Source organism: Actinoplanes sp. ATCC 53533 (assembly GCF_003947245.1).
In genome coordinates this window covers 1-20,433 of the sequence record NZ_QHHV01000206.1, presented here as the reverse complement: position 1 = coordinate 20,433, position 20,433 = coordinate 1, and the positions used below count along the sequence as shown (strand labels likewise).

Below are 20,433 nucleotides of genomic sequence, written 5' to 3'. Positions count from 1 at the left end.
TGACTCGGGGCAGCCTGGTCGCCTGGATCGCGCCGACCGTCGTCGGGTCGCTGATCATCGCGCTCGCCAACCGCCGCGAGGTGGCCCGGCAGTCGGCTCACCCCGTAGCGGCTCATCCCGTAGCGGCTCACCCCGTAGCGGCTCACCCCGTAGCGGCTCACCCCGTACCGGCTCATCCCGTAGCGGCTCACCCCGTAGCGGCTCACCCCGTACCTGCTCACCCCGCCCCGGCCGGCCGGTAGCGAACAGCGATCCCGAAGGGTTCCGTGGAACCCTTCGGGATCGTGAGCCGTACGGTGTCGGGGGATTACCGGGTCAGCACCGGACCCAGCTGAAGTTGAAGAGGGTGTCGACGTCGCCCTCGCTCGACCTCATCGACATGCTGTTCTTGCCGGTCGACGTGCCGCTGTCCACCCGCAGCTCGGTGTTGATGTTCAGGACCCGCTGCTCCGCGCAGGGCCGGTAGACCAGCACGGGTGCCACGTCGCTGGTCTCCCAGTAGCTGTTGAGCGGGCCGGCGAACGTCTCGTCGGTGCTGCTGTTGTCGGAGGACCCCTGCCAGTAGTAGTTCGTGCGCTGCAGGGCTGTCGCGCCGGAGTAGAGCCGGGCCCGGCCCCGGTAGTCCGCCTCCGCGACCGCGAAGGTCCATCCCGCCGGGATGTTCACGAGCACGCCGAGCTGGCAGTTCTTGCGGCGGTCCGTCAGGTCGGCGCCGCCGCCGGCCTCGGCGACGAAGTCGTAGTACCTGATCCGGAAGCCGGTCTTGTCGGCGTTGGCGGTCACCGTGGCCGTCCCGGGCGCGCAGCCCGAGCCGTTGGCGGCTATCACCTCGGCGGTGACGGTGCCCTCCGGGACGGCGGCGACCGCTGCGTCACCGGCGGCGCGAGCCGGCGTGGACAGCGACAGCGCAAGAACCGTACTGAGTACGGCGAGAACCGCAGGTCTCGTTTTGATCATTGCATTCCTCTCGATTGCCGCTCACTATCGACAGATGTCGCGCGTGCTTCATCGCTGCATTACCCCGGACGGATTCGCCCGGGGAAGAAATCCTCATCTGGTGTCGGCTATTGCGCCATGACTGCCGCTACTGGGTTCCGATACGGGATATTAGCCAGGCGGCACCGCCGGCACAAGTATTGTCAGTGATCGATCCCTGAAGCGACCCGCCGACGCCGGTGACAGGCGCCTTGACGCTGAGGGAGCAGAGCGATTCGCTAGTATTGACAGGATATTTCGACCGTTTGGCGGAGTGGTTGGCCCGGAATATCCCTAAGGCGTGGAGTGCTGCCTGACGCGACGCGCCGCCGAGCTTTTGCGGCCGGCTCGCCGGTGGATATTGGTAATGCGGTGCGATCCGCGAAAGTCTCATTGACGGGTCTCTATGTCTGTCTTACATTGAGCCCGCGTGCGCATCGTTGTTTCATGTCGAAGGGAGTTCCATGCGTAAATTGTTGGTGCGTGGGGGAGCCGTGCTGGCGCTGATCGCGTCCTCGCTGATCGTGGGCTCGCCCGCCTCTGCCGGAAACATCTTGGACGACCCGCCGTCCGACCACATCGTCATCGACCTGGTGGCGATGGCCGGCTCCGGTTGCCGGCCCGGTACGGCGGACGTCGCGGTCTCGCCGGACAACAAGGCCTTCACCGCGATCTACAGCGATTACCTGGCCGAGGCCGGTCCGGGCATCGCCACCACCGCGGGCCGCAAGAACTGCCAGCTCAATGTGCTGGTCCATGTGCCGCAGGGCTTCACCTTCGCGATCGCCAAGGTGGACTACCGCGGCTATGGGCTGCTGCAGCGGGGTGCCACCGCCTCGCAGCGGGCCAACTACTACTTCCAGGGCATGACGGAGAGCACCTTCACCAACCACCCGATCGCGGCACCCCTGGACGACAACTGGTTCGCCAGTGACGAGGTCCCGGTCGCCGCGGTCGTCTGGCACCCGTGCGGCGAACTGCGCAATCTCAACATCAACACTGAGCTGCGGCTCGCCAAGGGCACCTCGACGACCGCCAGCTTCCTGACGATGGACTCCACCGACGGCAGCATCGCGACCACCTACCACTTCGCTTGGAAGCGGTGCCCGTAACCAACGGGTACGGCGATGGCGAGGGCTGCCGATGCGGCAGCCCTCGCCATCAGGCCGCGGGGTTCATGGGCGTCTCTTGACACTTAACCGGTTCAGCGCTTGAATCGACGGTTGTGGATAGGTAGTCGGTCATGAACATGCGGACGGCCATGAACATGCGGACGGTCATGGATAGGTAGATGGTCATGGATGGGCAGACGGTGCGCCCCGAAGGAGATCCCGTGCGATCCGTACGTGCGACCGGCGCGCTGGCGACCGCCGTCCTGCTGGTCCTGACCGCGCTGCCCGGAACGGCCGCCGCCGCCCCCGCGGCGCACCTCGCCGGGTCCGCCGGATCGGCCGCGGCGCACACGGCCGGCCGCGTCCAGGCAGGCGGGGACTCACTGCGGTACAGCTGGCCGGGTGTCTACTTCGAGGGCCGCTTCCGCGGTACGGGGGTCGGTATCGTCCTGAACGACGCCGCCGCCGACTACGACGTCCAGGTCGACGGGGCCACCGTCGGCACCCTCGTCGCCCCGGGCCGGATCACGCACTGGGTCACGGGTCTCCGGCGCGGCGAGCACGACGTCCGGCTCGTCAAGCGCTCCGAGAGCCCGTGGGCCGTCAGCGAATTCGGTGGCTTCGTGGCCGTGCGCGGCGGCGCCATCCTGTCCGGGCCGGCGCCGCGACACCGGCAGATCGAGTTCATCGGCGACTCCTACACCGCCGGCTACGGCAATCTCTCCAGCACCCGGGACTGCACGGGCGACGAGGTCAACCGCACCACCGACGCGGACCTCAGCTTCGGCGCCCTCACCGCGCGGCGGCTGAACGCCGACTACCAGATCAACGCCTTCTCCGGCCGCGGCATGGTGCGCAACTACAACGGCGGCGAACCGGGAACCAGCTACCGCACCTACTACGACCGGGCGCTGCTGAGCGTGGACGGCGACGTCTGGCGCAAGCCGGCCACCTGGCGGCCCCAGCTGGTCGTGATCGGCCTGGGCATCAACGACTTCTCGACCGCCGTCAACCCGGGCGAACCGTGGACGCCGGAGAGCCTGATCGCCGCCTACCGCAGCGCCTACCACGGCTTCCTCGACAAGCTCCGGGCCCGCTACGGTCCCCGCACGATCATCGTGGTGAGCACCACGGACGTCTACAACACCACCGCGCTCGCCGACACCGCGCAGCAGATCGTCCAGGAGCGCAACAGCCGGGGCGACAGCCGCATCCGCTACTGGCACTACGGCGAGGCGGGCCTGGACTACGGCGGCTGCCACTGGCACCCCTCCGCCCGCGACCACCAGGTCATCGCCGACGAGCTCGACGCTTACGTCGCGACGCTGCCGCTGCGCTGGTAGCCGGGCGCCCGGTGGCGGATGCGATCCGCCTGACCGAAGCGAACATGGACCTCCGGTACGGACATCAATGTGCCCGCAGGTTGCGACGCGGAGTCTCAACCGGCGGCACGGACACTCCGCCGGCACGCCTTTAGGCTGCCCGGGCGCGCGGGTGGAAGCGCCGCTCGAACGGCACCAACCGCCACGCCAGAGCGATCAGTCGGCCCATCAGCCGCAGCGCGAGTGCGCTGCGGCGCGACCAGCCGTAGCCCAGCCTGGCCCGCACCACCGGCGGATACATCCCGACGGTCAGCCACACCATGAACCGCGCCATCGGCGCTCGGAGCACGCGCCACCCGGCGCTCGGCAGCCGCCGCAGCAGGGCTGGCTTGCCGATGTGCCGGAGATCCAGCACGGCCCGGGTCGCCCAGTTGTCCGCCAGCACCTCGGCGCACATCCGGTCGAAGTACGCCTCGAAGCCCCGCCAGTCGACGACCTCGGTGCCCGGCCTCACCTCGCCGAGCGTGACCTCGGTAGGCCGGTGGCCGGTAGCCGGTTGCTCGCGGCTGGTTGTCCGCGGCCGGTTGCTCGCGGCTGGTTGCTCGCGGCTGGTTGTCCGCGGCTGGTTGTCCGCGGCCGGTTGCTTGCGGCCGGTTGTCCGTGGCCGGTTGCTTGCGGCCGGTTGTCCGCAGCCGCTACAGGTCGTCGAGGCCGATCAGGACGATGCTTCCGTCCCGCGCGGCGGCGCGAAGCCGGTCATCGCCGAATCCCGCGCCACCGAAACAGGCCGGCCTGGCTTGTTGGCCTCAAGCCGGCACTGCCCGGCCAGCACGTGGCGAATGGTAGGTCTGCCGGATTGCCGGGCGGGCGGGATCCCGTGCGGCGGCGAGTCAGAGGTGTGCTGCCGAGGGCGCGGGGACGGCGACGTCTCAGAGGTGTGCTGCTGAGGGCGCGGGGACGGCGACGTCCAGGGCCAGGATCCGGCCGGTGGGGTCACCGGTGAACATCGCCGGGCCCTTGGCCCAGTCGGCCACCACCATGAGCAGCGTCCGCCCGTCCGGGCCGCCGAGGGCGCACGAGAAGCAGCCCAGCCCGGTGTCGACGGTCTGCAGCACCTCGCCGCCCTCGCGCACCCGTACGCAGTGGCGGTTGCGGACGTCCGCGTACCAGACAGCCCCCTCGGCGTCGAGGCAGATGCCGTCCGGGGCCGCCGCCTCGCCCAGCGTGGCCCAGACCCGCCGGTTGGCCAGGCCGCCGTCGGGGGTGATGTCGAAGGCGGTCAGGACATGCGCGTACGACTCGGCGACGAGCAACGTCGAATCGTCGGGCGTCACGGCCATCCCGTTGGGGAAGCCGAACCCGTCCGCCACCTGGCGGACCGCGCCGTCCGGGGTGGCCAGGGCAGCCAGACCCGGCCGGAACTCGCCGCCGGGGAAGTCGAACGCGATGTTGTTGAGATACGCGTTGCCCCGGCCGTCCACCGCGATCTCGTTCCACTGCTGCGCCTCGAACGCCCCGTCGAGGTCGGCGTGGGTGACCAGGGTGCCGTCCGGCTCCTGGCGAATGACGCTGCGGCTGGCCCCCGAGACCAGCAGCAACCGGCCGTCAGGCAGCCAGTCGATGCAGACCGGGCTGAAGCCGCCGGCGCCCGGCAACCGGAGCATCACCTCGCTCCGGCCCGCCAGGTCGACCGCGATGATCTCCTGGCGCGCCCAGTCGGCGAACCAGAGCCGGCCGTCGTGCCAGCGGGGTGACTCACCGAAGACGATCCCGGTCAGCAGGGTGCGCGGGTCGGACATGGGAGGTCCCTCCGTTCCGGCGGCGCCGTCGAGCGCCACTCACCCGGTATATCGAAGGAGGGCGGCCGATTTCGACATCATGTCAAACCAGGCGCCTCACCGGGCGGCTCACCGGGCGGCTCACCGGGCGGCTCACCGGGCGGCTCACCGGGCGGCTCACCGGGCGGCTCACCGGGCGGCTCACCGGGCGGCTCACCGGGCGGCTCACCGGGCGGCTCACCGGGCGGCTCACCGGGCGCCTCACCGGGCGCCTCGGCGGGAGCACGCCGGGCGGCTCACCGGGCAGCCTCGGCGGGAGCGCGCCGAGTAGGGCCGGCCACCGCCTAGGCGAGCGATCCGGCGGTTGCCAGGGGCGCAGCCGCACGGCCAGCCACGGCGAGGTACGCCGGTACAACTCGTCGAACGCCCGCCGGTCACCACCGGCGGTGCGCCGCACGAGTTCTTCCTCGGTGATCGCGTCCAGGCTTTCGTCTCACACCGGAAAGGCGACTCCGATCGCCGGACGGTTCTCGACAGGAGGTGACCCCGATCACGGCTACCCAGCGGTAGTCGACCTGACCTGGGGACTATTTCTCCGAATTATCCACTGGACGATTCCTGGATGAAGATCACCTGGTGGCGGCCGGTGCCGCATGCCAGCGTCATTCGCACCGATCCACAGCAGAAAGGAACTCTTCGTGCGCATTTCGCAGAAGATCGCAGCGCTGGGAGTCACCGCGGCGGCCGCCACGGTGGGCACCATGGTCAACGCCTCGCCCGCGCTGGCCGCGCTCTACGGGGGCCAGTGCGGCACCGGCTACGGCGTCGTCAACCTGATCGATCTTCCCAACACCCGGGGCACGGTGTACCTGACCTACAACGCGTCCGCCGGGAAGAACTGCGTCGTCACCATCCGGGAGAACTCCGGGACCGCCACCCTCGTGGAGGCGTTCCTCCGCCGCTCCGGCACCACCGCGTGGGCGAAGGACAGCGGCAACTACACGACGTACGCGGGACCGGTCTATGTGTCGGCGGCGGGCTCGTGCGTCGACTGGGGCGGCACCATCGGGACGGCGACCCTGACCCGCTCCCGTACCAACTGCGGCTGACCCCGACCACCAGCAAGCACCGGAGGAACCACATGAAGCTCGTCAAGTCCACCGCCGCGACCGTCACCCTCACCGCCGCCCTGGTGGCCGGGGCGCTGACCGCGGCGACCCCGGCGCTCGCCGCGGCCACGTACGGGGGCGAGTGCGGATCCGGCTACGGCGTCGTGAACTCCGCCGCGATCGGCACCAAGGGAACCGTGTTCCTCACCTACAGCTCGGCAACGGGCAAGAACTGCGTGGTCGCCAAGCGCAACAGCGTCGGCTCGGCCGTGCTCATCGAGGCGGGCCTGGCGGTCCACCCGGTCGGCAACCACTGGACGGCCTACGAGGGGGACAACTTCACGTCCTACGCCGGCCCGATCTACCTGTCCGCGGCCGACAAGTGCGTGGACTGGATGGGCCGCATCAGCGGCACCGAGGGCGGCAAGCGCGGAACCAACTGCGGCTGAGGTTCGCGCACACGGCGACGCTGTAGGGGGAGCGGGGGACGGGGGCGGGGCCCAGCCGGTGCGGCACCGGCTGGGCCCCGGCGCGTCACCGCGCGGCCTGTGCGGCCGTCACGAACTGCCGACCTGGACGTCCAGGAAGATCGGACGCTTGAGCGGGAAGAGCGTCCGCCCCTGCTCGTCGGCCATCTTCCAGTAGATCTTGCATCGCCCGGGCTCGGCGGGAGTCCGGACGGTCACCGCGATGTCCACGGTCTCTCCCGGCCCGGTCTGCGGGACAGCGACAACCGCCGGCGCCTGGCACGGCTGCTCGTTCACCCGCCCCAGGAAACGGTTGGCCCAGAACACGGTGCCCGTGTTGCGTATCCGCCAGATCTTGGTGAACGAGGAGTTCGGCGGCACCACCGTCCCATCGGGAAAGGTGATGTCGCCCTCGAACTGGGAGTCGTCATGATCGGGCGAGGCGGCGGCCGCCGGTGGCGCACCGGCACCGCCGCTGCCGTCCGGCTGCCGGGCGAGCACGACGAACGCGAGAACGACACTGGTGAGAGCGGCCAGGGCCGCGGCGGCAACGGCGATGGCGACGCCAAAGCGCCGCCGGCCGGCCACTCCGGGCGACGCGGACGAGCCGGCGGCCGGAGCCGCCGGCTCATGCCTGCTCCCGACCGGCCCGGAGACCGCGAACTCGCCGGTCTCGTCCGCCTGCGCTGCGAGTTTGCCGGTCTCAATCGCCGCCTTGGCTTTGCCGGCCTCGCCAGCCTGCGCTGCGAGTTTGCCGGTCTCAACCGCCGCTTCGGCTTTGCCGGCCCCGCCAGCCTGCGCCGCGGCTTTGCCGGTCTCGCCTACCGCGTCGGCTTTGCCGGTCTCGACTGCTGCCGACGCCCCGGCGTCAGCCGCCGGCGCTGCCAGGACCCTGGCCGTGAATGCCGCTGGTGCCGCGTCTGCCGATGTCCTGGCTTCGCTCGCTGATGGCTCGGTCTTGGCTGCTGGCGTTGCTAGCGCCTTGGCCTCGAATGCCGCTGGTGCCGCGTCTGCCGATGTCATGGCTTCGCTCGCCGATGCCTCGGTCTTGGCCGCTGGCGTTGCTAGCGCCTTGGCCTCGAATGCCGCTGGTGCTGCGTCTGCTGGGGTCGTGGCTTCGCTCGCTGATGGCTCGGTCTTGGCTGCTGGCGTCGTTGGGGTCCTGGCCGTGAATGCCGCTGGTGCCGCGTCTGCCGATGTCCTGGCTTCGCCCGCTGATGCCCCGGCCTCGAACGCTGGGGACGCTCCTACCGTCCCGGTCTCCGCCGAGGGGAGCGACGTCGCTGTCCCGGTTTCGGCTGCGGGGAGCGCCGCCGCCCCGGTCTCGGCCGCCGGGGGCGACGCCGCCGCCCCGGTCGTGACCGCCGGCGGCCCCGGCGCCGCACCTGCCGGCCCCGGTCCCGGCGCCGCACCTACCGGCCCTGGCACCGCACCTGCCGGCCCCGGTCCCGGTCCTACCAGCCCGGGCGCCGGCGCCGTGCCGGCCGCTGCGAGCCCGGCCACCCTGGCCTGCCGCCAGTGCTCCCGCCACTCTCTCTCGGTGACCCGCGGGTCGCGACCCAGCCGGTCGACGGCGAGCACGCGGACGAACTCCCATGTCGTCTCCCAGCTGGGCAGACTTCGGCCCTTGGCCGCGGCGGCCAGCGACGACCGTGAGGCCGCCGCGCCCAGGCGCACGGACATCTCCTCGTACGAGGGGTCGCCCGCCTCTTGCTTCAATCGCCACAGCCGGCCGGCGAAGGCGCTCACCGGGCCCGAATCAGGGTCGGGACGCTCCGGCCGCCGCCCTCGCCGCCGTGGCACCCGATGCTGACCTTCCGCTTCTCTCTCCAATTCCTCCACCTCGTCTGAACCCGACCATCCGCGCCCGTGGATCCGGCGCAGTGGTCACGATATCCGTGACGTGAAGTCCGTCCTCATTGGTGTAGAGCCGTGCCAAATGCGGCCAGCGCACGCCGGTCGATGAGCTTCCAAGAGGCCGAGGTGGTGGGTGGTCAGGGATCGCTGATCGGTCGGCGGTGTGTCCGGGTGCGGTCCGAACAACGAGGCCCGCGCCCGCCCTCGCCATCTGGATGCGCACTGGCGAGAGTGGCGGCTGCACGTCGCGCACCACAGGGAGGTGGCGAAGTGGCCTCCCGAAATGTCGCGCCAGAACAGGATCTGAATCGCGGGCGATCGCATCCTGCGGCTCCGGCCGACCGCGAACCAACCCCGTCGAGGTCGCAACCCAGCTCCGGGCGGCTCTCACACCCCGCTGGCCTGCCGCTCTGGCAACTCTTGTGGCGCTGCGGAACGTAAGGCGATTTCAACCGGTGGTTGCAACCACCCGCTGGGCTCGCCATTCCCGGCGTCCGTTGCGGCCCAGCTCAAGGGATGGGAGTGCCGGCGTAGGTGATGGTGCGGGTAAGGGGCGTTGCGACCACCGGTTGATCGAGTCGAGCGCACCTGTCCGCTTCAAGGTCTCCGGTGTGTGGGTGGCCGGTGTCGGATCTTATGGCGTTACGGAACGTAAGGCGATTTCAACCGGTGGTCGCAACACCCGGTGGGCTCGCCATTCCCGTCGTCCGCTGCGGCCCAGCTCAAGGGATGGGAGTGCGGCGTAGGTGATGGTGCAGGTAAGGGGGCGTTCCGATCACCGGTTGATCGAGCCGAACGCATCCATCCGCTTCCAGGTCTCGGGTGTGTGGGCGGGCGAGGGGAGGTGATGTCGGATCTTAGGGTTGTGAAGGGCTTGAGTTCGCCATTTGTGCGGGCGCAGCCGCAGGCCGGGTCCGAAAGTAGATCTTGCGTATTTCCTGGCCAGCGCCGAGCAGCGAGATTCTGTGGCCGACGTGCCGGATGAGCTGGGCGGATGGTTGATGCCCTACGGGGCGAGCGATCCCAGAAATGGCGAAACTCGAGCGGAGCGGAGGCGGGCCCGCGATCCACAGCAGCGACCGGACGATCGGTGATCAGGCGGCCTATGCGCTGCAAGTTCCACAAGACCCGTTCGTGGCCGGCGGCGCCTGAGCGCACGGGTTTCGGCCGGGGCCGCGGCCCAGGGGGCCGGTGAGCCCGAGCTTCGGCCGCCGCCGGGCAACGTCGATCGTGGATGGTCTGGAGTTCGCCGGCTGTTTCCGCATCCGGCGGGAACAGGTCGGCTGGTTGGGCTAGACCAGGCGGCGGATCTCGCCGTATGCGCGGTAGAAGCCGCCGCGGCTCGCCTCGCGGATTCCGGTTACCACGTAGCGGTTGCCGCTTTCGCGGATGCCCTTGGGGAACTGGACCTGCCAGTCGCGGTGGTAGCCCGATGATACGACCCGGATGCGGAGCCGGCCGCCCTCGTCGACGCACTCGACCACCACGCCGCCCGCGTCGTCGTGGACGATTTCCACCGTTGTCGACGGGACGACCGCGGGCATGCGGGGTGGTGCCTTCACGTCGACGACCTGGGGGACGCTGCCGCCGACCGCGGAGCGGATCGCCTCCTCGCTCGCGTCGATGCAGGCCAGGGAGCCGTCAGTGGTCACGATGTAGAGGCGCTCGTTGCGGTATTGCATCGAGTATGCCGAGCCGCAGCCGGTGCCCAGCTTCCACAGGCGGTTGCCGGCGGCGTCGAAGCAGTAGATCGATGATGCGCTGTCGCCCGCGAAGACGTAGCGGCCGTCCGCCGCCGTGGCGCACGAATACACCGCCGCGTCGCAGCGGTATGTCTGCCTGGTCGTGCCGTCCTTGCCCAGCTCGACCACCTGCCGGGTGGCGGTGCCCGCATAGAGGGTGTCGCGCTCCTGCCAGCCGAACAGCACCGCGCCGGTGCGGGTGTGCCAGAGCTCGCTGCCGGTGCGCCAGTCGTAGCTGGTGACGCCGCCCGAGTGGCCGTGGTGCACCGCGTCGGGGTCGCAGCGGACCATCCAGGCCGACGAGCCGCGCCCGGGGCGCTGCCACAGGAACTCGTCCTCGTGGTCGATCGCCGAGATGCCGCCGCCGGCGTCCGAGACGCCCAGCACGCCGTCGTGGATGTCGAGCCAGTAGATGTCGATCTCGGGCGCGATCCGGTAGGCCAGGCGGGGCACCTTTCCGGACAGGTCGTAGACGTTGCCGTCGTCGCAGCCGGCGTAGATCCAGCCGTCGTCGGCGACGATGCACTTGACGCCGTCGGGCAGCCGGAACTGCTGCAGGACCTCGGCGTCGTGGCTGAGTGTCGTGATGAGGCCGCTCTCGTTGCCCACCATGCACACGTCGTCGTCGACGAAGATGCCGAACGCCGGGCTGCGCGAGGCGTAGCGCCACAGGACCGGGGCGCGGGTGGCGGTCGAGCGGCTGCTGACGATCTGGCGCCGGGAGATGGAACGTTTCTGCCGGCCGCCGGGGACCGCCGGCGCGTATCCCTTGCGGACTTTCTCCCCGACCTTCTTGGCCGCCTCGGCCTTCGCCTTGCCGGTGTCGCTGAAGGACGACTGCTTGACCTGGCCGCGCTCGCCGATGCGGCCGTAGCGGATCGTCAGGTCGGTGCCGTCGACGGATACCTCATAGAACTTGTGGGCGCTGCCGCTGTCTTCGGAGAGCTCGAGGTATGTCGTTTCGGCGGGCATCAGGGTCACCTTTCGGCACGGGGGCACGGGGCATGGGGGCACGAGGTTACCGAGAGGTGCGCGGGCACATCGATGGAAGAACCGTAGCGACGGGGTGCGACATTTTCCGGAGCGCCGGGCAAGGTCCACGATGGCTGCTCATTGCGCTCGTGTGACGGGGTACGTACGATCAGGTTACAAACCTTAATGAAACGTTTCATCAACCCTCACCAGCCGCTCGGCACGCCTACCCGTGCCGCGATTCGGCATGCCCGACGCGTGCCTGCTCCGTCATGAAGACCCGATCGGAAGGGTGGAACATGAACCGAGGAACGAGACTTCACCGCACCGCCAGATGGGCGGGCATCAACCTTCTCGCGGTCGCGATGTGTGTCGCGACCACGCTCACGACGGTCGCCGCCGCTCCGGGACCGGCCGCCGCGGCCGGTCCGGCGCCGGTGGCCACCGGACTCACCGTCGAGGGCGTCGCGGGCGCACTCGGCATCGACACGCCGGCGCCGCGGCTCGGCTGGCTGGTCAGCTCCGCGCGGCGCGGGGTCACGCAGTCCGCGTACCAGGTCCGGGTGGCCTCCACCGCGGCCAAGCTGTCCGCGGGCAAGGCCGATATCTGGGACAGCGGGCGGACGGCCGGTGCCGAGTCCACCCAGGTCCCGTACGGCGGCCCCGCGCTGGCCTCGGCCACCCGCTATCACTGGCAGGTGCGCGTCTGGGACGCGGCCGGCAGGAGCTCGGCCTGGAGCTCTCCGGCCTGGTGGGAGACGGGTCTGCTGCGGCCCGGCGACTGGCACGCGCAGTGGATCGGGCGGGATCGCCCCAGTGCCTCCTGGTCGGACTACACAGTGGACGTCCGCCTGACGGTGACCCGAGACGCGGCCGGCGTCTTCTTCCGGGCCCGGGGTGTCAACGACGCCTACATGTGGCAGCTGGCCAACTTCAACAACGCCCCGGTGCTGCGCCCGCACGTGCGGATCGGCGGCAACTGGCAGCTGCTGAAGCAGGTGTCGATCGCCGATGTCGTCGCGCCCGCGGACTTCGCCAAGCCGCACAATCTGCGGATCGAGGCGGCGGGCACCACCATCAAGACCTTCGTGGACGGCACCCTGGTCGACACCACTGTGGACAGCCGGCGGACCAGCGGGACCATCGGGCTGCGCACCTCGAACAGCGAGTCGGCCGTCGTCCACTCGGTGAAGCTCACCGTCGCCGGCAAGACCGAGGTCGACGCCGATCTGACCGGCGGAGCCAACCCGTTCACCGCCGGCACGCCGACCCCGCAAGGTCTGGCGGTTTCCGGTTCGACCGAGACGCTGCTGGCCGACCCGGCCGGGAAGCCGTTGCTGCGCCGCGAGTTCAGCGTCGATCGCAAGGTCAGCCGGGCGCGGATCTACGCGACCGCGCTCGGCGTCTACGAGCTCTCGCTCAACGGCTCGCGGGTCGGCGACCACCAGCTCGCCCCGGGCTGGACCGACTATGCCAAGCGGATCCAGTACCAGACCTTCGACGTCACCGATCAGCTCGTCGCGGGTGACAACACCATCGGCGCGATGCTCGGCGACGGCTGGTACTCCGGAAATATCGCCTGGCTCGGCGACAAGCTCTACGGCGAGCGGCCCGAGCTCCTCGCGGAGCTGCGCATCGACTACACCGACGGCACCTCGCAGACGATCGGCAGCGACGGCACCTGGCGGTCCGCCGACGGCCCGGTGCTGCGGGGCGACAACGTCCACGGCGAGACGTACGACGCCCGGCTCGACCCACCGGGCTGGCGCCGGTCCGCCTTCGACGATGCCGGCTGGTCCGCGGCCACCGTGCGGAACACCGCCTCCGACGACCCGACGAAGCGCCTGGTCGCCCAGATCGATCCGCCGGTCAAGGTGACCGGGGAACTGACCGCGAAGACCGTCACCCAGCCGCGGCCCGGGGTGTGGGTGTTCGACCTCGGCCAGAACATGGTCGGCTCGACCCGGCTGCGGGTCACCGGCGGCGCCGGGCAGACGGTACGGATCCGGCACGCCGAGGTGCTCAACCCGGACGGCACCGTCTACACCGCCAACCTGCGGACCGCGCAGGCCACCGACTACTACACCCTCGAGGGCAAGGGCGCCGAGGTGTACGAGCCGCGGTTCACCTTCCACGGCTTCCGGTACGTGGAGCTGACCGGCTTCCCCGGGGTGCCGGCCCTGTCCGCGGTGACCGGGCGGGTGATGGGCACGGCGGCGCCCTTCACCGGCGAGCTGACCACCTCCGACCCCCTGGTCAACCAGTTGCAGAGCAACATCGTGTGGGGGCAGCGGGGCAACTTCCTGTCGGTGCCGACCGACACGCCGGCCCGCGACGAGCGGCTCGGCTGGACGGGCGACATCAACGTCTTCGCCGAGACGGCGACGTTCAACATGGACTCGCTGAGCTTCCTCACCAAGTGGCTGGCGGACATGCGGGACGCCCAGTCCGCCAACGGGGCCTATCCCGACGTCGCGCCGCGGAGTTGCTGCGGCGAGGGCGTCTCCGGGTGGGCCGACGCCGGGATCACCGTGCCGCACACCCTGTGGAAGCGCTACGGCGACACGAAGGTGCTGGCCGATCACTACGACTCGATGCGCCGGTACGTCGACTACGTGCAGGCCACCAGCGACGGCCTGCTGCGGCCCAACGCCGGCCCGTACCTGGACTGGCTGAACCTGGACGACCCGACTCCGGCCGGCGTCATCGGCACCGCGTACGCCGCGTACAGCACCCGGCTTTTCGCGGAAATGGCCGCGGCGCTGGGCCGCACCGCCGACGCCGAGAAGTACGGCGCTCGCGCCACCGCCGTCGCCGGTGCGTTCGCCGACGCGTACGTCTCCGCCGACGGCCGGGTCCAGGGCGACAGCCAGACCGCCTACGTCCTGGCCCTGAGCATGGGTCTGGTGCCGGCCGCCAAGCGGGACGCCGCGGGCAAGCGGCTCGCGGAGCGGGTCGCGTCGCGCGGCTTCCACCTCGCCACCGGCTTCCTCGGCACTCCCGACCTGCTGCCCGCGCTGTCCGACACCGGCAACCTGGACATCGCCTACCGGCTGCTGCTCAACCGGGACTACCCCTCGTGGGGCTATGAGATCGCGCGCGGGGCCACCACGATCTGGGAGCGCTGGGACTCGATCAAGCCCGACGGCAGCTTCGGCGACGTCGGCATGAATTCCTTCAACCATTACGCGTACGGCGCGGTCGGCGACTGGATGTACCGCACCATCGGCGGGATCCGGCCGGACGACGCGGCACCCGGATACCGGCACGTCACCATCGCGCCGCGGCCGGGCGGCGGCCTCACCTCGGCCCGGGCCACCTACCGCTCCCGGTACGGCCAGTTCGTCAGCGGCTGGAAGCTGGACGCGGCCGGGCAGATGTCGCTCGACGTCACCGTTCCCGGCAACACCACGGCCACCGTGGAGATCCCGGCGGCCAGCCGGTGGTCGGTGACCGAGGGTGGCAAGCCCGCCGCCGAGGCCGACGGCGTCCGGTTCGTCAAGATGGCCGGGCCGAACGCGGTGTTCACCGTGGGCGCGGGCAGCTACCGGTTCGCGGTCGACACCGTCCGCGGCGACCTCGGTGAGTCCGCGCTCGCGGCCGCGGCACTGGCCGAGAAGATCGACAAGCTGGCGGCCGGCGACCGCCGCCCGGTCGGCAGCGGTCACCAGAACCGCTGCTGGTGGCCGGTGGCCACGGTCCTGGCCCGGACGCTGGTGCGCTCGACCGAGGCCGCGGACCGCGGCTACGGCACGGTGTCCCCGGCGGCCACCGCCAGCACCGTGCACGTCGCGCTGGCCGCGGCCGCCGACCTCGATCGCTGGGTCGGCACCGAACTGGCCCGGAAGCGCCTCACCGAGCAGGCCGCCGCCGAACTGCGCGCCGGGCTGACCGACGTGCGCACGCGCCTGTCGCGGGTGTCGGCCGCGCTGGTCGGCGCGGTCGCCTCGGTGACCGTACCGGTGGGGGATCTCGCCCCCGGCGATGTCGTCCGGGTCGAGGCGAAACTGCAGAACAAGGGCAAGACGCCGCTCACCGAGGTGCGCATCGGCCTGCCGGCTCCGGCGGGCTGGACCTCGGTGCCGGCGGGTCCGGCTCCGGCGACGTCGGTCCGGCCGGGCGGCACGGTGACGGCTCTCTTCGACGTACGCATCGGCGCGGGTCAGAAGGCTGGCACCGTCGAACTGTCCGGCACCGTCAGCTACCGGCGGCAGACCGGCACCGCCACCCTGCCGATCGGGGCCGCGATCACGGTCGTACCCGCGGTCGAGATCGCCGGGGTCACGGCCGGCCCGGATGCGGTGGTCCCGGGCGGCACCAGCAGCGTCAGCGTGGTGCTGCGCAACCGCTCGACGATCCGGGCGCAGGGCAGCCTCACCGTCACCGCGCCGGACGGGTGGTCCACCGGGCCGGCACAGCAGTACGACCTGGCGGCCGGGCAGGAGCGCACGGTCGCCCTGCCGGTGACCGCGCCGATGACCGTCACCGAGGGCGCCGCCACAGTGACGGCGGCCCTCGGGGCCAGCGCGGCGGAGCAGGCCACCGCCGCCGTGCGGGTCGTCCTCGCGGTGCCGCCGGCGGGTGCCGTCGACCACGCCGACCTGGGCGACGGCGCCTCGGAGCAGGCGCATCAGCTGAAGGCCTCGGCCACCTCGGGCACCAACACCGAGGCCGGCCGGACCCGGCGGTACACCCAGCAGGGGGTGGCCGGCGGCTACTTCGAGTTCGACCTCGCGGTCATGCCCGGGCAGCCGTTCGTGCTCCGCGCCGTCGAGACCTACAACCAGGCGCAGACCAAGGACTACGACGTCCTCGTCGACGGCGTCCTCGTGCACCCCCGCTCCTACCAGCGCACCGCCGGCGGGGAGGGCACCGTCAGCTACCAGATCCTGGTGGACCGGGCCGATCTGACCACGGACGGGGCCGTGCGCGTCCGGTTCCAGGAGGACGCCGAGGGGCGGAACTACGATCCGTCGATCGCCGACGTGTGGTCGCTGCCGGTGACCACCGGCTGAGCAACGGTACGGGTACGGCGCGGGGCGTGGGCGGCAGCGTGACTGTCACCCACGCCCTTCGCCGTAAATCGCCCAGCGCCGGAAACTAGTTGGTAACGAAATCGCAACAGACTCTATCGGCAGTCGATGTGACCGGTCACACTCGCTCCACGCCGCGAGTGATCGATCATCCGCGGCGGACGGATCGCATGAGGCCACGCTCCCGCACCAGGCCTCGCGGATCTCCGTGCGACCTCGCCGGCCAAGGAGAACAGCATGAACACAGTCGCGAGACTGGTGGCGGCGCTGGCCGTCGCCACGCTAGTCGTCGGCGCCCAGTCGATGTCCCCCGCAAGTGCCGCCGACGAGCCCGCCGACGCGCTGAGCGTCGACTTCGGCCGGACCACCGGCGCGTTCCGGGGTGGTGCGACGGGCACGCTCTACGGCTTCGGTGACGAAGGCGCACCCACCCAGGCGCTGATCAACGGCGCGCACATCACCAACACCTCGCAGAAGGCGCCGCACGGCACCCAGCACCCCAGCGGCGACTCGCTGAAGGTCGAGGACGGGTTCTTCGACAAGCACGGCAAGGACATGTACATCTACGTCCAGGACTACTACCCGGACTGGTCGTACAACGGCGGCCGCCGCCCCGGCGACACCCGCACCTACAACCAGGCCGACGGGACGTACACCAGCACGCCGAACGGGGTGTGGGACTACCTCGAGGTCGTCGAGTTCGTGACCGAGGCCGTGGCCACTTCCTCGGCCCGGCCCAAGGACTACGTGTTCATCCCGTTCAACGAGCCCGACGGCGGCAACTGGTACGCGAACTGGGGCACCCAGCAGGCCGAGTTCCTGGCCGACTGGAGCGCCACGTACTCCAAGATCCAGGAGGTCTACGCCCGGCACGGCCTCGGCCACGCCCGGATCGGCGGCCCCGGCGACACCGGCTGGCGCGCGGCCCGCTCCGCCGACATCATGCGCTACGCCAAGGCCAACAACGTGCTGCCCGACGTGTTCATCTGGCACGAGCTGGGCATCGACAACCTGCGCACGTTCCGCTCCCACTACGCCGAATACCGGCAGTTGGAGAAGGACCTGGGGATCAAGCCGATCCACATCAACATCACCGAGTTCGGGATGCTGCGCGACATGGGCACGCCGGGCCAGCTGATCCAGTGGCTGTCCATCATGGAGGACCTGAAGGTCGACGGGCAGACCGCGTACTGGAACTACGCCGGCAACTTCAACGACAACAGCGCCCGCGCCAACGCCGCCAACGCCGGCTGGTGGATGTACAAGTGGTACGGCGACCTGGAGGGCAGCCAGACCGTCGCGGTCACCCCGCCGGCGCTCAACACCGTCGACACCCTGCAGGGCATCGGCGCGATCGACGCCAAGAACAAGCGCGCCACCGTCCTGTACGGCGGCGGCAGCAAGCCGGTCTCGCTGAACCTGGCCAACCTGGACCGCAAGATCTTCGGCAAGCGGGTCGACGTCGAGGTCCGCGAGGTCACCCTCTCGGGTGCCGAGGGCGTCTCCGGTACGCCGCGCGTCGTCAAGGTGCTCGACGGCGTCGCCCTGAACCGGGGCGCGCTCAAGCTCGACGTGCCGACCTATGACCGGTACGCCGCGTACCAGGTCCTCATCACGCCCGAGCAGGACCGCAAGCTCGTGGCCAACGGGGTGTGGGCGACCAGCGTCGAGGCCGAGCAGACCGCCCTGACCGCCGCCACCGTCTACCAGCAGGACCCGCAGAGCGGCGGCGGCTGGAAGTTCCTGGCCTCGGGCAGCAACGACGTCGGCTCGTTCAACCGGCCCACCTCCAAGGCCGAGTGGACGGTCACCGTGCCCCGCACCGGCAAGTACCGCTTCCAGGTCATCGGCGGCACGCCGGGCGTACCCGGCCGGCACGCCCTGTTCATCGACGGCGCCAACCCGGCGATCGTGCAGTACACCGCCGACCTGGCGCTCACCTCGTACCAGAAGTGGCAGTACCGGGGCAGCGCCGAGCTGACCATCCCGCTCACCGCGGGGCAGCACACGCTCTCCCTGCGGTCCAGCCTGGACGGCACCACCACGCTGCCGAACTCCGACATCACCCTGGACAAGTTCCTGCTCACCGACGTCACCGACGGTGAGCCCACGGTGTACCCGGCCTCCACCCTGCGGTACGTGGGTGGCGCGCACGTCACCTACTCCGTCCCGCTGGCCCGCGGATACGCGGTCATCCAGGGTGCGAAGCAGCGGGCCGACGCGTACGTGCAGGCCTGGGAGACCGGCTACTACGACCTGAGCCTCGACTACGGCAACCTCTGCGGGACCGAGGTCGACCTGACGGTCAACGGCCGCTCGGTGGCCAAGGTGTCCGCGCCCCGGCTGGGTTCCTGGCGCTCCACCGTCCGCGTGCACCTGAGCCAGGGCATCAACGAGGTGGAGATCCGCTCGAAGAAGGGCATCCTGCTCAAGCAGCTGACCGCCACCCGGGCCGCCGCCGCGGACACCGCCGCCGTCACGATCGAGGCGGAGAACGCGGTCCGCAAGGGCGCCGTCGTGATCAACACGTACGCCGACAGTTCGGGCAGCAACGCGTCCGGCCTCAAGGGGCTCGGCTACGTCGGCAACGGCGCCGCCAACACCTTCGAGGTGCCGCGCGGTCCCGGCTTCGACAAGCCGGGCGCCTACAACATCGCGGTCAGCTTCGCCAACGCCGAGCTCAGCGGCCGGCACGACTACAACCCGCAGGTCATCGACCGCCGGCTGGAGGTCACCGAGACCGGCGGGGGCACCGCGCACGGGTACTTCCGGCACACCTACGTCTGGAACAGCTTCCTGGAGCGGACCATCCCGGTGACGCTGACCACCGCGGGCGGCGCGCTGGTGTTCGGCAACCCGACCGCCTACGCCCCGGACATCGACAAGATCACCATCGCCCCGGTCACCGTGGGCAAGCCGTCCACGGTGCCGCTGCGACACGGCGGCTGACCCGAACAGCCGTCCCCGGAAAGCGAGACGCCGTACAGCCCCCGGGCTGTACGGCGTCTCGTCGTTCCGGGGAGCTCTCAAGCGGTGTGTGGTGGTGGTTCGGCGGCGCCGGTCATGATGGCGACGGCTTCGCTCATGGTGTGGCTTTTCGGGGTGATGACGGTGGCGCGTCGGCCGAGGCGTTGGATGTGGATGCGGTCGGCGACTTCGAAGACGTGGGGCATGTTGTGGCTGATCAGGATGACGGGTAGGCCGCGGTCGCGGACGTCGCGGATGAGTTGTAGGACCCGGTTGCCTTCCTTGACGCCGAGCGCGGCGGTGGGTTCGTCGAGGATGACGACTTTGCTGCCGAAGGCGGCGGAGCGGGCGACGGCGACGGCTTGGCGTTGCCCGCCGGATAGTGATTCGACGGTTTGGCCGATGTCTTGCAGGGTGGCGACGCCGAGTTCGTTCATGTGGCGGCGGGCTTCGGTGCGCATGTGGTTTTTGTCGAGCATCCGGAACACTGTGCCGAGGATGCCGGGTTTGCGTTCCTCACGGCCGAGGAACAGGTTGTCGGCGATGTCGAGCCCGGGGGAGATCGCCAGGGTTTGGTAGACGGTTTCGATGCCGGCGGCTCGGGCGTCCATCGGGGTGCGGAAGTGGGCGGGTTGGCCGTCGAGGTAGATCTCGCCGCTGTCGGGGATGACGGCGCCGGAGAGGGCTTTGATGAGGCTGGATTTGCCGGCGCCGTTGTCGCCGATGACGGCGAGGATCTCACCGGGGTAGAGCTCCAGGTCGCCGCTTTCGATGGCGGTGACGCGTCCGTAGCGTTTGGTCAGGCCCTTCGCCTGTAGGACCGGGGTGAGGGTGGTGCTCATTCCGGTGCCTCCCTGAGTGTGCTCTGCCGGGATCCTTTGCTCTGCTTCCCTCCCGGAAACGGTGCCTTGCTCTGCTTCCCTCCCGGAAACGGGCTGCCGCTCTGCTGCCCTCCCGGAAGCGGGCTGCCGCTCTGCTTCCCTCCCGGAAGCAGGCTGCCGCTCTGCTTCCCCATGGGAAGCGGGCTGCCGCTCTGCTTCCCCATGGGAAGCGGGCTGCCGCTCTGCTTCCCGATAGGAAGCGGGCTGCCGCTCTGCTT

13 protein-coding genes and 1 pseudogene are annotated in these 20,433 nt (G+C 70.3%); 6 read left to right on the top strand and 8 right to left on the bottom strand.

Going from position 1 to position 20,433, the window contains the following annotated elements; genetic code table 11:
* The coding region (locus tag DMB66_RS64695; protein WP_233625343.1) for a hypothetical protein at positions 1-206 on the bottom strand (206 nt) is incomplete at its 3' end.
* Between the two features lie 109 nt (positions 207-315).
* Entirely contained in the window at positions 316-957 is a 642-nt protein-coding gene (locus DMB66_RS47305) for a DUF4360 domain-containing protein (RefSeq protein WP_125810663.1), read from the bottom strand.
* Positions 958-1,439: 482 nt separating this feature from the next.
* Between DMB66_RS47305 and DMB66_RS47300 the strand changes: the two genes are divergently transcribed.
* Positions 1,440-2,087, top strand: coding sequence for a DUF4360 domain-containing protein (locus DMB66_RS47300; RefSeq protein ID WP_125810662.1), 648 nt, complete (start codon positions 1,440-1,442; stop codon positions 2,085-2,087).
* Positions 2,088-2,308: 221 nt separating this feature from the next.
* Positions 2,309-3,430: an SGNH/GDSL hydrolase family protein gene (locus DMB66_RS47295; RefSeq protein ID WP_233625342.1), complete on the top strand. Its 1,122-nt coding sequence runs from the start codon at positions 2,309-2,311 to the stop codon at positions 3,428-3,430.
* Between the two features lie 130 nt (positions 3,431-3,560).
* Here DMB66_RS47295 and DMB66_RS47290 read toward each other — a convergent pair whose 3' ends face one another.
* The 3 genes and pseudogenes from DMB66_RS47290 to DMB66_RS64690 form a co-directional block, all read right to left on the bottom strand.
* Entirely contained in the window at positions 3,561-3,923 is a 363-nt protein-coding gene (locus DMB66_RS47290) for an oxygenase MpaB family protein (RefSeq protein ID WP_199753046.1), read from the bottom strand.
* A 415-nt stretch (positions 3,924-4,338) separates the two neighbouring features.
* Complete coding sequence (locus DMB66_RS47285; protein ID WP_125810660.1) at positions 4,339-5,208, bottom strand: SMP-30/gluconolactonase/LRE family protein; 870 nt, start codon at positions 5,206-5,208, stop codon at positions 4,339-4,341.
* Positions 5,209-5,560: 352 nt separating this feature from the next.
* Positions 5,561-5,671, bottom strand: a pseudogene (locus tag DMB66_RS64690) (RNA polymerase subunit sigma-24); the annotation flags it as partial.
* A 214-nt stretch (positions 5,672-5,885) separates the two neighbouring features.
* Here DMB66_RS64690 and DMB66_RS47270 point away from each other — a divergent pair.
* Both DMB66_RS47270 and DMB66_RS47265 read left to right on the top strand, forming a co-directional pair.
* A complete protein-coding gene (locus DMB66_RS47270) occupies positions 5,886-6,296 on the top strand; it encodes a spore-associated protein A (RefSeq protein ID WP_199753045.1) in 411 nt (136 codons plus the stop codon).
* Positions 6,297-6,328: 32 nt separating this feature from the next.
* Positions 6,329-6,745 (top strand): spore-associated protein A, encoded by a 417-nt coding sequence (locus tag DMB66_RS47265; RefSeq protein ID WP_125810658.1) that lies wholly within the window; start codon positions 6,329-6,331, stop codon positions 6,743-6,745.
* Positions 6,746-6,853: 108 nt separating this feature from the next.
* Here the strand turns inward: DMB66_RS47265 and DMB66_RS61810 are convergent, their stop codons facing one another.
* Both DMB66_RS61810 and DMB66_RS47255 read right to left on the bottom strand, forming a co-directional pair.
* The gene (locus tag DMB66_RS61810; protein WP_158647589.1) at positions 6,854-8,344 is read right to left on the bottom strand and encodes an NBR1-Ig-like domain-containing protein; all 1,491 of its coding nucleotides are present in this window, start codon (positions 8,342-8,344) and stop codon (positions 6,854-6,856) included.
* Between the two features lie 1,568 nt (positions 8,345-9,912).
* On the bottom strand, positions 9,913-11,334 hold the full coding sequence (locus DMB66_RS47255; protein ID WP_125810656.1) for a WGR domain-containing protein: 1,422 nt from the start codon (positions 11,332-11,334) through the stop codon (positions 9,913-9,915).
* Between the two features lie 365 nt (positions 11,335-11,699).
* Here DMB66_RS47255 and DMB66_RS47250 point away from each other — a divergent pair, with 365 nt between their 5' ends.
* Together DMB66_RS47250 and DMB66_RS47245 are read left to right on the top strand one after the other, a co-directional pair.
* Positions 11,700-16,349: a family 78 glycoside hydrolase catalytic domain gene (locus DMB66_RS47250; protein ID WP_125810655.1), complete on the top strand. Its 4,650-nt coding sequence runs from the start codon at positions 11,700-11,702 to the stop codon at positions 16,347-16,349.
* Positions 16,350-16,604: 255 nt separating this feature from the next.
* A complete protein-coding gene (locus DMB66_RS47245) occupies positions 16,605-19,316 on the top strand; it encodes a hypothetical protein (protein ID WP_125810654.1) in 2,712 nt (903 codons plus the stop codon).
* Positions 19,317-19,393: 77 nt separating this feature from the next.
* On the opposite strand, the gene DMB66_RS47240 is transcribed toward DMB66_RS47245, so the two are convergent.
* Positions 19,394-20,176, bottom strand: coding sequence for an ATP-binding cassette domain-containing protein (locus DMB66_RS47240; protein WP_125803733.1), 783 nt, complete (start codon positions 20,174-20,176; stop codon positions 19,394-19,396).
* Positions 20,177-20,433 lie beyond the last annotated feature (257 nt).